General features: G+C 57.5%; 17 protein-coding genes. 13 read left to right on the top strand and 4 right to left on the bottom strand.

Going from position 1 to position 14796, the window contains the following annotated elements:
• Positions 1-34 precede the first annotated feature (34 nt).
• The 9 genes from HBM95_18360 (at position 35) to rpoS (ending at position 6662) form a co-directional block, all read left to right on the top strand.
• Complete coding sequence (locus HBM95_18360; protein ID NIH44872.1) at positions 35-361, top strand: DUF3561 family protein; 327 nt, start codon at positions 35-37, stop codon at positions 359-361.
• Positions 362-440: 79 nt separating this feature from the next.
• The gene (gene ftsB / locus HBM95_18355) at positions 441-752 is read left to right on the top strand and encodes a cell division protein FtsB (protein NIH44871.1); all 312 of its coding nucleotides are present in this window, start codon (positions 441-443) and stop codon (positions 750-752) included.
• A gap of 19 nt (positions 753-771) precedes the next feature.
• Complete coding sequence (gene ispD, locus HBM95_18350; protein ID NIH44870.1) at positions 772-1482, top strand: 2-C-methyl-D-erythritol 4-phosphate cytidylyltransferase; 711 nt, start codon at positions 772-774, stop codon at positions 1480-1482.
• Positions 1482-1961, top strand: coding sequence for a 2-C-methyl-D-erythritol 2,4-cyclodiphosphate synthase (gene ispF, locus HBM95_18345; protein ID NIH44869.1), 480 nt, complete (start codon positions 1482-1484; stop codon positions 1959-1961). The genes ispD and ispF overlap by 1 nt, the downstream gene beginning before the upstream one ends.
• Positions 1958-3007 (top strand): tRNA pseudouridine(13) synthase TruD, encoded by a 1050-nt coding sequence (gene truD, locus HBM95_18340; GenBank protein NIH44868.1) that lies wholly within the window; start codon positions 1958-1960, stop codon positions 3005-3007. Before ispF ends, truD begins: the two co-directional genes overlap by 4 nt.
• Positions 2988-3749 (top strand): 5'/3'-nucleotidase SurE, encoded by a 762-nt coding sequence (gene surE / locus HBM95_18335; protein ID NIH44867.1) that lies wholly within the window; start codon positions 2988-2990, stop codon positions 3747-3749. Before truD ends, surE begins: the two co-directional genes overlap by 20 nt.
• Positions 3743-4369, top strand: a complete 627-nt coding sequence (locus HBM95_18330; protein ID NIH44866.1) for a protein-L-isoaspartate(D-aspartate) O-methyltransferase — start codon at positions 3743-3745, stop codon at positions 4367-4369. Before surE ends, HBM95_18330 begins: the two co-directional genes overlap by 7 nt.
• Before the next feature lie 116 nt (positions 4370-4485).
• A complete protein-coding gene (gene nlpD / locus HBM95_18325; protein NIH44865.1) occupies positions 4486-5610 on the top strand; it encodes a murein hydrolase activator NlpD in 1125 nt (374 codons plus the stop codon).
• 59 nt (positions 5611-5669) lie between these two features.
• A complete protein-coding gene (gene rpoS / locus HBM95_18320) occupies positions 5670-6662 on the top strand; it encodes an RNA polymerase sigma factor RpoS (GenBank protein NIH44864.1) in 993 nt (330 codons plus the stop codon).
• 52 nt (positions 6663-6714) lie between these two features.
• Here the strand turns inward: rpoS and HBM95_18315 are convergent, their stop codons facing one another.
• Complete coding sequence (locus HBM95_18315; protein ID NIH44863.1) at positions 6715-7095, bottom strand: DUF4440 domain-containing protein; 381 nt, start codon at positions 7093-7095, stop codon at positions 6715-6717.
• Entirely contained in the window at positions 7092-8294 is a 1203-nt protein-coding gene (locus HBM95_18310) for a multidrug efflux MFS transporter (GenBank protein ID NIH44862.1), read from the bottom strand. The genes HBM95_18315 and HBM95_18310 overlap by 4 nt, the downstream gene beginning before the upstream one ends.
• Before the next feature lie 108 nt (positions 8295-8402).
• Between HBM95_18310 and HBM95_18305 the strand changes: the two genes are divergently transcribed.
• Positions 8403-9290 carry a LysR family transcriptional regulator gene (locus HBM95_18305; protein NIH44861.1) on the top strand — a complete coding sequence of 296 codons (888 nt, stop codon included), beginning with the start codon at positions 8403-8405 and terminating at the stop codon, positions 9288-9290.
• On the opposite strand, the gene HBM95_18300 is transcribed toward HBM95_18305, so the two are convergent.
• Positions 9287-9694 carry a MarR family transcriptional regulator gene (locus HBM95_18300; GenBank protein NIH44860.1) on the bottom strand — a complete coding sequence of 136 codons (408 nt, stop codon included), beginning with the start codon at positions 9692-9694 and terminating at the stop codon, positions 9287-9289. The genes HBM95_18305 and HBM95_18300 overlap by 4 nt on opposite strands.
• 172 nt (positions 9695-9866) lie before the next feature.
• Between HBM95_18300 and HBM95_18295 the strand changes: the two genes are divergently transcribed.
• Genes HBM95_18295 through HBM95_18285 form a run of 3 tightly spaced genes read left to right on the top strand, consistent with a single transcriptional unit; the run spans position 9867 to position 12118 of the window.
• Positions 9867-10469, top strand: a complete 603-nt coding sequence (locus HBM95_18295; protein NIH44859.1) for a UbiX family flavin prenyltransferase — start codon at positions 9867-9869, stop codon at positions 10467-10469.
• Positions 10459-11886, top strand: coding sequence for a UbiD family decarboxylase (locus HBM95_18290; protein NIH44858.1), 1428 nt, complete (start codon positions 10459-10461; stop codon positions 11884-11886). The genes HBM95_18295 and HBM95_18290 overlap by 11 nt, the downstream gene beginning before the upstream one ends.
• 10 nt (positions 11887-11896) lie before the next feature.
• On the top strand, positions 11897-12118 hold the full coding sequence (locus HBM95_18285) for a hypothetical protein (protein ID NIH44857.1): 222 nt from the start codon (positions 11897-11899) through the stop codon (positions 12116-12118).
• Positions 12119-12211: 93 nt separating this feature from the next.
• On the opposite strand, the gene mutS is transcribed toward HBM95_18285, so the two are convergent.
• Positions 12212-14773 carry a DNA mismatch repair protein MutS gene (gene mutS, locus HBM95_18280; GenBank protein NIH44856.1) on the bottom strand — a complete coding sequence of 854 codons (2562 nt, stop codon included), beginning with the start codon at positions 14771-14773 and terminating at the stop codon, positions 12212-12214.
• Positions 14774-14796: the final 23 nt, after the last annotated feature.

Genomic DNA, 14796 nt, shown 5'->3' with positions numbered 1-14796 from the left:
TCCCGAACGATGAGTCACGGTCACAGGATTAGCTATGCGCAACAGTGAAAACTACATTATCACCACCGGGTCGGAACCGTTAACCACCGATGACGAGACGACCTGGTCCTTCCCTGGGGCGATAGTCGGCTTTGCGTCGTGGTTACTGGCGCTGGGTATCCCGTTTTTGATCTACGGGGGTAACACCCTTTTCTTTTTTCTCTACACCTGGCCCTTCTTCCTGGCGCTGATGCCCGTTGCGGTCGTTGTTGGGGTTGCGCTGCACTCCCTTTTCAACGGCAAGCTCCTGTATAGTACGGTTATCACGATTGCCACCGTTGTCGTCATCTTTGGTCTGCTGTTTTTATGGCTGATGGGCTAACTTGCGACATAATTAAAACCCCGCAGTAGAGTCGAACGGAAAGTTATGGGATGATGATGCCGTTTTTTCAGGGGGCAGGATGGGTAAACTAACGCTGCTGTTGCTGGCTTTGCTAATCTGGCTGCAATATTCGCTGTGGTTCGGTAAAAACGGACTGCACGACTACAGCCGGGTGAGCGATGACGTCGCGGCTCAGCAGGCAACAAACGCCAAACTTAAGGCGCGTAACGATCAACTCTTTGCTGAAATTGATGACCTCAATGGCGGACAAGAGGCGATTGAGGAACGCGCGCGCAATGAACTCAGTATGACTAAGCCGGGCGAAACCTTTTATCGTCTGGTTCCGGATGCGTCTAAACGCAATCAGGGCTCAGCACAAAACAATCGATAATCAGGCCCAGGATTACGACATGGCAGCAACTTTTTCGGACGTATGTGCCGTGGTGCCGGCCGCAGGTTTTGGCCGGCGCATGCAGACAGAATGTCCCAAGCAGTACCTCTCAATTGGCGATAAAACGATCCTCGAGCACGCCGTGGCGGCGCTGCTGGCTCACCCGCGGGTGACGCACGTGGTCATCGCCATCAGTTCCGGCGATGCGCGTTTTGCGCAGCTGCCGCTGGCAAACCACCCACAGATTACCGTTGTCGATGGCGGTGCCGAGCGCGCCGATTCCGTGCTGGCAGGCATTCAGGCTGCCGGAAACGCGCAGTGGGTACTGGTGCATGACGCGGCGCGTCCGTGTCTCCATCAGGACGATCTGGCACGCCTGCTGGCGCTGAGCGAAACCAGCAAAGTGGGTGGCATTCTGGCCGCGCCGGTGCGCGACACCATGAAGCGCGCCGAGCCGGGCATGCATGCTATCGCCCACACCGTTGAGCGCGTTGACTTATGGCACGCGCTGACGCCGCAATTTTTCCCCCGCGAACTGCTCCACGACTGCTTAACGCGTGCGCTTAACGAAGGTGCGACCATCACGGACGAAGCCTCCGCGCTGGAGTATTGCGGTTTTCACCCAACGCTTGTTGAAGGACGCGCTGATAATATAAAAGTGACGCGCCCGGAAGATTTACAGCTCGCGGAATTTTATCTTACCCGTTCGACCCATCAGGAGAAGGCATAATGCGAATTGGACACGGTTTTGATGTACACGCCTTTGGAGGCGTTGGCCCAATTATCATTGGCGGCGTACGTATTCCTTACGAAAAAGGGCTGCTGGCGCATTCTGATGGCGACGTGGCGCTGCATGCACTGACCGACGCGCTGCTCGGCGCTGCCGCGCTCGGCGATATCGGCAAGCTGTTCCCGGACACCGATCCGGCCTTTAAAGGAGCAGACAGCCGCGAACTATTGCGCGAAGCGTGGCGCCGCATTCAGGCCAAGGGTTACACCCTCGGCAACGTCGACGTGACGATTATTGCCCAGGCCCCGAAAATGCTGCCGCACATTCCGCAGATGCGCGTGTTCATCGCCGAAGATCTGGGCTGCCATATGGACGACGTCAACGTCAAAGCTACCACCACGGAGAAACTGGGCTTTACCGGCCGTGGCGAAGGGATCGCCTGTGAAGCCGTGGCGCTGCTGGTGAAGGCAACAAAATGACGGACTTCGATAACCTGACGTACCTGCACGGTAAGCCGCAGGGGAACGGTGTGCTGAAAGCCAGCCCGGAGGATTTCCTCGTGCTGGAGGATCTGGGCTTTGAGCCGGATGGCGAAGGCGAACATATCCTGGTGCGTATTCTGAAAAATGGCTGCAATACCCGCTTTGTGGCCGACGCGCTGGCAAAATTCCTCAAAATTCACGCCCGGGAAGTGAGCTTTGCCGGGCAGAAAGATAAACATGCCGTCACCGAGCAGTGGCTCTGCGCGCGCGTGCCCGGCAATGCGATGCCTGATTTAAGCAAATTTGAGCTTGAAGGCTGTAAGGTGCTGGAGTACGCCCGCCACAAGCGCAAGCTGCGCCTGGGAGCGTTGAAAGGCAACGCGTTTACGCTGGTGCTGCGCGAAGTGTCTGACCGTGAAGACGTTGAAAAACGCCTGAATGCCATTAATGACCGCGGCGTACCGAACTACTTTGGCGCGCAGCGCTTTGGCATTGGCGGCAGCAACCTGCAGGGCGCGCTGCGCTGGGCGCAAAGCGATGCACCGGTGCGCGACAGGAATAAACGCAGTTTTTGGTTGTCGGCGGCCCGCAGCGCGTTGTTTAATCAGATTGTGAGCGAAAGGCTGAAAAAACCGGACGCGAATCAAGTTGTTGTTGGCGATGCGCTACAATTAGCGGGACGCGGAAGCTGGTTTGTTGCAACGGCCGAAGAAATGGCCGATGTCCAGGCGCGCGTGGATGCCAAAGCGCTGATGATTACCGCAGCTTTGCCGGGCTCAGGCGACTGGGGCACCCAGGGCGACGCGCTGAGCGCAGAGCAGTCGGCGGTGGCGGATGCGCCAGAATTACAATCCTTGCTGGTGCGGGAAAAAGTCGAAGCAGCACGCCGCGCGATGCTGCTCTATCCGCAGCAGTTAAGCTGGAACTGGTGGGATGACGTAACCGTCGAGTTACGCTTCTGGCTGCCGGCAGGTAGCTTTGCCACCAGTGTTGTCAGGGAACTTATCAACACCTCGGGTGATTATGCGAATATTGCTGAGTAACGATGACGGGATCCACGCGCCGGGCATTCAGACCCTGGCGAAGCACCTCCGTGAATTTGCGGATGTGCAGGTTGTGGCTCCCGATCGTAACCGCAGTGGAGCGTCTAACTCGCTGACGCTGGAGTCGTCGCTTCGCACCTTTACCTTTGAAAATGGCGATATTGCCGTGCAGATGGGCACGCCAACCGACTGCGTCTTTCTGGGCGTGAACGCGCTGATGCGGCCACGTCCGGATATCGTCGTCTCCGGCATCAACGCCGGGCCGAACCTTGGCGATGACGTGATTTACTCCGGAACGGTAGCGGCGGCAATGGAGGGGCGCCATCTGGGGTTCCCGGCGCTGGCGGTCTCGTTAAACGGCCACACGCACTACGATACCGCCGCCGCGGTAACCTGCTCGATCCTGCGGGCGCTCGGCCGCGAACCGCTGCGTACCGGACGTATTCTCAACATCAACGTGCCGGATCTTCCTCTCAATGAAATTAAAGGCATTCGCGTTACGCGATGCGGAAGCCGACATCCGGCCGATCAGGTGATCCCGCAGCAGGATCCTCGCGGCAACACGCTTTACTGGATAGGGCCTCCTGGCGATAAGTGCGATGCGGGTCCGGACACCGATTTTGCCGCCGTGGATGAAGGCTACGTCTCGGTTACTCCGCTGCACGTAGATTTAACCGCGTATAGCGCGCATGATGTGGTGTCGGGCTGGCTGGATCGCGCAGGAGTGAACGCGCAATGGTAAGCAAACGTGTACAAACTCTTCTGGAACAACTTCGCGCACAGGGGATCCGCGACGAGCACGTGCTTGAAGCGCTCGCTCAGGTCCCGCGTGAGAAATTTGTAGACGAGGCGTTTGAACACAAAGCGTGGGAAAACGTGGCGCTGCCCATCGGGCAAGGCCAGACGATTTCGCAGCCTTATATGGTGGCGCGAATGACGGAGCTGCTGGAGCTCACGCCCGACTCACGCGTGCTGGAGATTGGCACCGGGTCGGGGTATCAGACCGCCATCCTGGCGCATCTGGTCCATCATGTCTGTTCCGTTGAGCGGATCAAAGGTTTGCAGTGGCAGGCGCGTCGTCGCCTGAAACAACTTGATTTACATAATGTTTCGACACGACACGGTGATGGATGGCAGGGTTGGCAGGCTCGCGCCCCGTTTGACGCTATCATCGTGACGGCGGCTCCGCCTGAAATTCCCGCTGCGCTCTTGTCGCAGCTGGATGAGGGGGGCATTCTTGTTCTGCCCGTCGGGGATGAACAGCAGCTTCTGAAGCGCGTTCGTCGGCGTGGCGACGAGTTTATTATCGACACCGTGGAAGCCGTGCGCTTTGTGCCTCTGGTAAAGGGGGAGTTGGCCTGAGACTCGGATTTATCCAGGGTTATTAAGGCAAATTCAGCGTATGGTGTGGCGCGAAAGATTCGTGTCATCACGGTAAATTTTAAGTCACTGGTAGTTAACACATTCCTGGGGGATAAATGAGCGCGGGAAGCCCTAAATTCACCATCAGCCGTGTTGCGGCATTATCACTGGTTTCGCTCTGGCTGGCAGGCTGTACAAGTTCCAACAACGCGCCTGCGCCCGTCAGTTCCGTCGGCGGAAACAGCGGCTCCGGTAACACGTCCAGCGGAATGTTGATCACGCCTCCGCCTAAAATGGGCACTGCTGCGCCGCAGCAAACACCACAAATTCAGCCTGTGCAACATCCTGTTACACAGCCAACGCAGATTCAGCCAGTTGAACAGCCTGTTCAGACCCAAAATGGCCGCATAGTCTATAACCGCCAGTATGGGAACATTCCGAAAGGCAGCTATACCGGCGGCAGCACCTATACCGTGAAGCGCGGCGATACGCTGTTCTACATTGCCTGGATCACCGGGAACGATTTCCGTGACCTCGCGCAGCGCAATAACGTCCAGGCCCCGTATGCTCTGGAAGTTGGCCAAACGCTCCAGGTGGGCAACGCAACGGGTACGCCTCTGACGCCTGGCAACACGGTTTCAGCGGCCGACGTGACGGCTCAAAATAACAGCGTTAAGCCTGCACAAAAATCCACCACGGTGGTTGCTTCACAACCTGTAATTACGTATTCTGAGGATTCAGGTGATCAGACTGCTAACAAAATGTTGCCGAATAATAAAGGGACTGCGACTGTTGTCACAGCACCGACCACGGCACCTGTGGTTAGCTCTACTGAACCGACTGCAAGCAGTCAGAATGCCAGTTCGTCCATCACCGCATGGCGCTGGCCAACCGACGGCAAGATTATCGAGAACTTCGCAACCTCTGAGGGTGGAAACAAAGGGATCGATATCGCAGGCAGTAAAGGACAGGCTATCATCGCGACCGCAGACGGACGCGTTGTGTATGCCGGTAACGCTCTGCGCGGTTACGGTAATCTTATTATCATCAAACATAATGATGATTACCTGAGTGCCTACGCCCATAACGACACAATGCTGGTCCGGGAACAACAAGAAGTTAAGGCGGGGCAAAAAATCGCTACCATGGGTAGCACCGGAACCAGTTCTACACGCTTGCATTTTGAAATTCGTTACAAGGGGAAATCCGTAAACCCGCTGCAGTATTTGCCGCAGCGATAAATTGACGGGGCATGCCAGCCAGGGTGTCTCGTTCAGGGATCACGGGTAGGAGCCACCTTATGAGTCAGAATACGCTGAAAGTTCATGATTTAAATGAAGACGCGGAATTTGATGAGAACGGAGCAGAGGCTTTTGACGAAAAAGCCTTAGTAGAAGAGGAACCCAGTGATAACGATTTGGCTGAAGAAGAGCTGTTATCGCAGGGCGCCACACAGCGTGTACTGGACGCGACTCAGCTTTACCTTGGGGAGATTGGTTACTCCCCACTGCTAACGGCCGAAGAAGAAGTCTATTTCGCACGTCGTGCTTTGCGTGGTGATGTTGCCTCGCGTCGTCGCATGATTGAAAGTAACCTGCGACTGGTCGTGAAAATTGCCCGCCGTTACGGCAATCGTGGTCTGGCTCTGCTGGATCTGATTGAAGAGGGCAACTTAGGTCTCATCCGCGCAGTTGAGAAGTTTGACCCGGAACGCGGGTTCCGTTTCTCAACCTACGCGACCTGGTGGATTCGTCAGACCATCGAACGGGCTATTATGAACCAGACCCGTACGATCCGCCTGCCGATCCACATCGTCAAAGAGTTGAACGTCTATCTGCGTACCGCGCGCGAGTTGTCCCATAAACTGGACCACGAGCCAAGCGCAGAAGAAATTGCCGAACAACTCGACAAACCAGTTGATGACGTAAGCCGTATGCTGCGTCTCAACGAGCGCATTACCTCCGTTGACACCCCTCTGGGTGGCGACTCCGAAAAAGCGCTGCTGGACATCCTGGCCGATGAAAAAGACAACGGTCCGGAAGACACCACGCAGGACGACGACATGAAGCAGAGCATCGTCAAATGGCTGTTCGAACTGAACGCCAAACAGCGTGAAGTGCTGGCACGTCGTTTCGGTTTACTGGGGTATGAAGCTGCGACACTGGAAGACGTCGGCCGCGAAATTGGCCTGACCCGTGAACGTGTTCGTCAGATTCAGGTAGAAGGTCTGCGCCGCCTGCGTGAAATCCTGCAGGGGCAAGGTCTGAATATCGAAGCGCTGTTCCGCGAATAAGCAACCTTTCGTCAAAAAAGGCCCGTCGTGAGACGGGCCTTTTTCTTTTGTGTTACGGCTGTGCCGCCGTTTCGTGCAGCAGACGCCACGTTATTTTGTCGCCTTCCTGACTGAGCACCGCGGTCGACCAGCGCACGTTGACGGGCAGGTCTGGCCGGGTTTGCGTCTCCCGGTAGTGCAGCACCGCGCCGTGGGGCCACGCCTGTCGCGTCGTTAATTCATCAATAACGATCTTCAGTCCGGGACGGCTTCCGCGCTGACTGTGCAGAAAGCCCACAAGGCCGTCATAGTCGACATGGACGCCGCCCGGCGGGATCATCAGAAAATCTGGACGAAAGCGGGCGAGCAGGGCGTCGGAATCGCCTTCACCTTTGCCTAACCAGTCTTCAAGCGCAATGTGGAGGTCGATAATCTCGTGTTCGAAAGGCGTCATAAATTCTCCTGTCGCAGCTGGGTCAGCAGCTGCGTATTGTTAAGACGAAAAACGTACAGTACAGGCAGCAAGGTCATGCCTGCGGCAAAAATAAACATCCCGTGCCAGGCGGCGAGCGGTGCCAGATAACTCTGCGCCAGACTCAGGGCCTCTGCCAGCAGCAGGGCGCCGGCAAAAAAGCTCAGCTGACGATTGAGATTCCACAGCGCGCTGGCATCCGGCATCTCTTCCCGGCGCATCGTCAGAAAAGCGCTGCTCTGAGCTGTACTGCTGCACAGGCTTCCCCCCGCGCCCATCAGGGTAAACGCAGCGGCAGGAAGCAGCGTAGCCGAGCTGACGTGAATCAAAATCAGGATACCCGTCGCCTGCAGCAGGCAGCCGATGACAATCAGCGGCTGGGGGCCGATACGGTTAAAATAGCGTCCCGTCGCCGTGATGGCGATAAACGATGCCACGGACCAGGGCAGCATGAGCATTCCCGCTGCGGCTGGGCTCATGTTCGCCTCGTGCTGAAGATAAAACATGCCCGTAACGTTCACCCCAATAAACATGCCGGGCACGCATAAATAGACAAGCATAGAAAAACGCAAAAGCGGGTCCGCGAGCAACCGCAGGTTGAGCAGTCTGGCCGCTTTCATCGCGGGTATTTCGTGTTTAAGCCACAGGCAGGCCAGCACAAAGGTCACGATGGCCACCGGGAGCGTGGCGAAAAATATCCAGCGCCAGCTCACTGCCTCTACCAGCACGCCTCCGAGCGCAGGGGAACAGGCGGGAGCAAGCAGCGCCACCAGCATCACCGCCGAGGAGAGTCTGGCACGCTCGTGAGGCTGAAACTGTTGCCAGGTCAGCGCCTGTCCGACGGGGATGAGTAAGCCTCCGCCCACGCCCTGTAGCACGCGCCAGGCAATCAGACTTTCCAGCGTTGCAGACAAGCCTGCCGCAGCAGAAGCCGCGCTGAACAGAAAAAGCGAGAGCAGGATGACGCGCTTTGGTCCGACGCGGCGCGTGAGCATGCTGCTGAACGGGATCGCCAGCGTCAGGCCGGCAATGTACCCGTTACTCACCCAGGCAAGCGCTGAAGGCGTGGCGTTAAGGGCATGTGCCATCGCCGGAAAGGCGACGCTGGCAATAAACATGTTGATCAAATCAAGAAAAAAGCCCAGCAGATAGACAGCGGCGACTTTACTGCGATACGTCATGGTGGATCCTCCCGTGAGGTGGCGTATCGTATCGGCCCCGGAAGTACGGATAAACCTGACAAAGCGCGATATACTGTCAAAAAAATTTTTACAGTAAAAGGCGTGAGGATGATTAACCTACAGCGGACGCAGATGTTTGTTGCGGTGGCCGATACCGGCAGCTTTACTGCCGCAGCCGATGCGCTGGGCCTGACAAAAGCCGTGGTCAGCTTCAATATTCGCCAGCTCGAAGCCGAGCTGGGGGTTACGCTGCTGCTGCGCTCCACCCGCCGCCTGACGTTAACCGAGGCGGGAGCGCTTTTTCATCAGCGCAGCGTGGCGCTTCTGAAGGACGCAGAACGGCTGCAGGATGATGTTCGCGCGAATCATGCGGGACTCACGGGTGAATTGCGGATCACCACCACGCCTGAGTACGGTTCACGGGTCGTGGTACCGTTGCTGGCCAGGTTTAGCCAGATGCACCCGGAGCTTCGCGTGCGTCATGTTTCGTCTTCACTCCATGCCGACCTTATCTCAGAGCGCTTTGACGTGGCTATCCGGTTGGGAACGCTTACCGATTCACGCTACCACGCCGCATTGATTTCACATTTTTCTATCCTGCCCGTCGCGACGCCCGAGTGGCGGGTTAATCATCCGGTTGAATCGCTTGAGCAGCTGGCGCACGCCGACTGGATTATTCACGAGCGCTTAGCTTCGCCGCTGCGCTGGCAGGTGAAAGATGCCAGCGGTGCGCCTGAAATGCTGGAGATAAAAAAAGCGCCGCGCCTGTTTGCCGACAGTGCTCAGGCGCTTATGGCCTTTGCGCTCGCGGGAAGTGGCGTGGCGTTACTGCCTGAATGGCTGGTGCGCGATGCGCTTGATGCGGGAAAACTGATCCCGGTTTTACCGGGCTATACCTTTGCGCGGCAGGGCATCTACGCGGTTTATCCCGATGCCCGGCATGTGCCCGCGAAAGTGCGCACCTTTATCGATTTTATGCGCACCAGCGTCAATTAATCGTGCATCATCTTTTTGATGAGCGCAGAGAACTGCTCCCGTTCGGCCTTATTAAGACGCCCTAAAAACGCCTCATCCACCTCGTTGCCGACCGGCTGGCAGTCTGCAAGCAGGGCTTCGCCTTCCGGCGTCAGGAAGACAAACCGGCGGCGCTTATCTGCGGGATCGTGCTCGCGTTTGACCAGCCCGCGCGCCTCCATTCGGCTGAGCATCTCCGCCAGAGTCGCCTTCGTGCTGACCGCCACTTCAGTCAATGCCACCTGCTCAATGCCCGGGTGCTCGGCAATGGAGCGCATAACCGCATACTGCGGCTTGGTCAGTTCCGGCAGGGCATGTTGCCACTTAGCGGTATGCTGTTGAAAAAGCTGACGTAACAGGTGGAACGCCTCTTGTCTTAGTTCCATGAACACTCCGACAGAAAAAATCACCCCCTATGATAGCCGCTAAAGCCCGGGATGATAATGCGGGATTTTTTAGCAATTAGTGTGATCGTGTACGAACAATCTTGTCAGTAGAGCGATCCGGGAGTAGTTTATCTACAATGTTCGTACACGAACAAATTGATTGAGGTGATGAATGAGATTGATCGTGGGAATGACAGGAGCAACGGGGGCTCCGCTGGGCGTGGCGCTGCTGCAGGCGCTGAGGGAAATGCCGGAGGTGGAGACCCATCTGGTCATGTCGAAGTGGGCAAAAACAACCATTGAGCTGGAAACGCCTTACAGCGTGCAGGACGTTGCTGCGTTGGCTGACGTTGTTCACAGCCCGGCTGACCAGGCCGCCACCATCTCCTCCGGCTCGTTTCGCACCGACGGCATGATCGTCATTCCCTGCAGCATGAAAACGCTGGCGGGGATCCGCGCGGGCTACGCCGAAGGGCTGGTGGGCCGTGCGGCAGATGTGGTGCTGAAAGAGGGGCGTAAGCTGGTGCTCGTTCCCCGCGAAACGCCGCTCAGCACCATTCATCTGGAGAACATGCTGGCGCTTTCCCGCATGGGCGTGGCGATGGTGCCGCCCATGCCTGCGTATTACAACCACCCGCAAACCGCCGATGACATCACCCAGCATATCGTAACCCGTGTGCTCGACCAGTTTGGTCTGGAGCACAAAAAGGCGCGCCGATGGAACGGGTTGCGGGAGGCGAAACATTTTTCACAGGAGAACAAAGATGGCATTTGATGATTTGAGAAGCTTCCTGCAGGCGCTCGATGAGCAAGGGCAACTGCTGAAAATTGAGGAAGAGGTGAATGCGGAGCCGGATCTGGCGGCGGCAGCCAACGCCACAGGCCGTATTGGGGACGGCGCGCCCGCGCTGTGGTTCGACAATATTCGTGGCTTTACCGATGCCCGCGTGGTGATGAACACCATCGGCTCGTGGCAAAACCACGCCATTTCGATGGGGCTGCCAGCGAATACCCCGGTAAAAAAACAGATCGACGAGTTTATTCGCCGCTGGGACAAATTCCCCGTTACGCCGGAGCGCCGCGCTAACCCGGCCTGGGCGCAAAATACCGTCGACGGTGAAGACATTAACCTGTTCGATATCCTGCCGCTGTTTCGCCTGAACGACGGTGACGGCGGTTTTTATCTCGATAAAGCGTGCGTTGTCTCGCGCGATCCGCTCGACCCGGACCATTTCGGCAAGCAGAACGTCGGGATCTACCGCATGGAGGTCAAGGGCAAGCGCAAGCTCGGCCTGCAGCCGGTACCGATGCACGATATCGCCCTCCATCTGCACAAAGCGGAAGAGCGCGGGCAAGATCTGCCGATCGCGATTACTCTCGGCAACGACCCGATCATCACCCTGATGGGCGCCACGCCGCTGAAATACGATCAGTCTGAGTATGAAATGGCCGGCGCGCTGCGCGAAAGCCCGTACCCGATTGCCACCGCGCCGCTGACCGGCTTCGACGTGCCGTGGGGGTCTGAAGTGATCCTGGAAGGGGTGATTGAAGGCCGCAAACGTGAAATCGAAGGGCCGTTCGGCGAGTTTACCGGACACTATTCCGGTGGCCGTAATATGACGGTGGTCCGTATCGACAAAGTTTCTTACCGCACCAAACCGATCTTCGAATCCCTTTACCTTGGCATGCCGTGGACCGAGATTGACTATCTGATGGGACCAGCCACCTGCGTGCCGCTTTACCAGCAGCTGAAGGCGGAATTCCCGGAAGTGCAGGCGGTGAACGCGATGTACACCCACGGTCTGCTGGCAATTATCTCCACCAAAAAACGCTACGGTGGTTTTGCCCGCGCGGTCGGTTTACGCGCCATGACCACGCCGCACGGTCTGGGCTACGTGAAGATGGTGATTATGGTGGATGAGGATGTCGATCCGTTCAACCTCCCGCAGGTGATGTGGGCGCTCTCATCGAAGGTCAATCCGGCAGGGGATCTGGTGCAGCTGCCGAACATGTCGGTGCTTGAACTCGACCCAGGCTCCAGCCCGGCGGGCATTACCGACAAACTGATTATTGATGCCACCACGCCTGTTGCACCGGACACCCGTGGCCACTACAGCCAGCCGGTACAGGATCTGCCTGAAACTAAAGCCTGGGCTGAAAAACTGACCGCGATGCTGGCAGCACGCCAATAAGGAGGAAAAGATGATTTGTCCACGTTGTGCCGATGAGCATATTGAAGTGATGGCGACGTCACCGGTGAAAGGGGTCTGGACCGTTTACCAGTGCCAGCATTGTCTTTATACCTGGCGCGATACCGAACCGCTGCGTCGTACCAGCCGCGAGCATTACCCGGAAGCGTTCCGCATGACGCAGAAGGATATTGATGAAGCACCGCAGGTGCCGACGATCCCGCCGCTGTTGTAAAAATAAGCCCGGTGGCGCTGCGCTTACCGGGCCTACGGGTTTTGTAGGTCGGGTAAGGCGTAGCCGCCACCCGACAAAACAGACCGCAGAAAACTAAACCAGACTCTTCAACCGATAAATCCACTCCAGCGCCTGACGCGGCGTCAGTGAATCCGGGTCTAGGTTCTCCAGCGCTTCCACCGCAGGCGATGTTTCTTCCGCTGGCGCCAACAGCGACATCTGGGTGCCATCGATCTGCGTGGCTGCCGCATTCGGCGAGAGGCTTTCCAGCTCACGCAGCTTCTGGCGAGCGCGCTTGATCACCTCTTTTGGTACCCCTGCCAGCGCCGCGACGGCAAGGCCATAGCTCTTGCTCGCCGCGCCATCCTGCACCGTGTGCATAAAGGCGATGGTGTCGCCGTGCTCAAGTGCATCAAGATGAACGTTAGCCACGCCTTCCATTTTCTCCGGCAGCTGCGTCAGTTCGAAGTAGTGGGTGGCGAACAGCGTCATGGCCTTGATTTTATTTGCGAGGCTTTCAGCACAGGCCCAGGCCAGCGACAGGCCGTCATAGGTTGAGGTTCCGCGTCCTACCTCATCCATCAGCACCAGGCTGTGCTCCGTCGCGTTATGCAGAATGTTAGCCGTTTCGGTCATCTCGACCATAAAGGTTGAGCGACCGCTCGCCAGATCGTCCGCTGCCCCAACGCGGGTGAAGATACGGTCGATGGGGCCAATCTCCACTTTTTGCGCCGGGACGTAGCTGCCGATATACGCGAGCAAAGCAATCAGCGCCGTCTGGCGCATGTAGGTACTTTTACCGCCCATGTTCGGGCCGGTAATGATCAGCATTCTTCTCTGTGGCGACAGGCTCAGCGGGTTGGCAATGAACGGTTCGTTCAGCACCTGCTCAACTACCGGGTGACGGCCTTCAGTGATGCGAATGCCAGGCTTGTCGGTAAAGGTTGGGCAGGTATAGTTCAGCGTTTCCGCGCGTTCTGCCAGGTTCACCAGCACGTCCAGCTCCGCCAGCGCGCTGGCGCTCAGCTGCAGGTCGGCCAGGTGCGGCATCAGCATGTCAAACAGCTCGTCATACAGCTGTTTTTCCAGCGCCAGGGCTTTACCTTTCGAGGTGAGCACTTTGTCCTCGTACTCTTTCAGCTCGGGAATGATGTAGCGTTCGGCGTTTTTCAACGTCTGGCGACGGACGTAGTGAATCGGCGCCAGGTGGCTTTGCCCGCGGCTGATCTGAATGTAGTAACCGTGTACCGCGTTATATCCCACTTTCAGTGTGTCGAGCCCAAGACGCTCGCGTTCGCGGATTTCCAGCTTATCGAGATAGTCCGTCGCGCCGTCGGCCAGCGCGCGCCATTCGTCCAGCTCTTCGTTGTAGCCTGGAGCAATCACGCCGCCATCGCGCACCAGAACCGGAGGCGCATCGATAATGGCGCGCTCCAGCAGTTCGCGAAGCTCGGTAAATTCGCCCATGGTTTCACGAAGTTTCTGTACCGGCGCGCTGTCAACGTCGCTCAGCTGAGCACGCAGCTCCGGCAGCTGCTGGAAAGCATGCCGCATCCGCGCGAGGTCGCGCGGGCGCGCGGTGCGCAATGCCAGACGGGCAAGAATACGTTCCAGATCGCCTACCTGACGCAGGACAGGCTGCAGTTCGGTATAGCGATCCTGCAACGCAGCAATCGTCTGCTGGCGGCAAACCAGCGTATCGGTATCGCGAATCGGCATATGCAGCCAGCGTTTCAGCATGCGGCTGCCCATTGGCGTTACCGTACTGTCGAGCACCGACGCGAGCGTGTTTTCAACGCCACCCGCCAGGTTCTGGGTGATCTCAAGGTTACGGCGCGTGGCGGCATCCATGATGATGCTGTCCTGCTGGCGCTCCATGGTGATAGAACGGATATGCGGCAGGGCGGTGCGCTGGGTGTCTTTCACGTACTGCAGGAGGCAACCTGCGGCACACAGCCCGCGCGGAGCGTTTTCCACTCCAAAGCCAATCAGATCGCGGGTGCCAAACTGCAGGTTCAGTTGCTGGCGGGCGGTATCAATTTCGAATTCCCACAGCGGGCGGCGGCGCAATCCGCGACGGCCTTCAATCAGCGCCATTTCGGCGAAGTCTTCGGCGTAGAGCAGCTCTGCCGGGTTGGTGCGCTGCAGTTCGGCAGCCATCGTTTCACGATCGGCCGGCTCACTCAGGCGAAAACGCCCGGAGCTGATGTCCAGCGTGGCATAGCCAAACCCTTTGCCATCCTGCCACAGCGCTGCCAGCAGGTTATCCTGGCGCTCCTGAAGCAGGGCTTCATCACTGATGGTGCCTGGCGTGACGATGCGTACGACTTTGCGCTCAACCGGGCCTTTCGAGGTTGCCGGGTCGCCGATCTGCTCGCAAATAGCGACGGACTCGCCCTGATTCACCAGCTTGGCCAGATAGTTTTCAACAGCATGGTGCGGGATGCCGGCCATCGGAATGGGCTCGCCTGCCGATGCGCCACGTTTGGTCAGCGAGATGTCGAGCAGCTGCGATGCACGCTTAGCATCGTCATAAAACAGCTCGTAAAAATCGCCCATACGGTAAAACAGCAGGATTTCCGGATGCTGTGCCTTCAGCTTCAGATACTGCTGCATCATTGGCGTATGTGCGTCGAAATTGTCGATTGTGCTCATGGAGTTATGATGTCCATTTCTTT

The sequence above is a fragment of the Enterobacter asburiae genome, from assembly GCA_011754535.1.
Taxonomy (GTDB): Bacteria; Pseudomonadota; Gammaproteobacteria; order Enterobacterales; family Enterobacteriaceae; genus Enterobacter; species Enterobacter cloacae_N.
The sequence above is the reverse complement of the archived record's forward strand: the minus strand, read 5'-3'. Positions and strand labels throughout refer to the sequence as shown.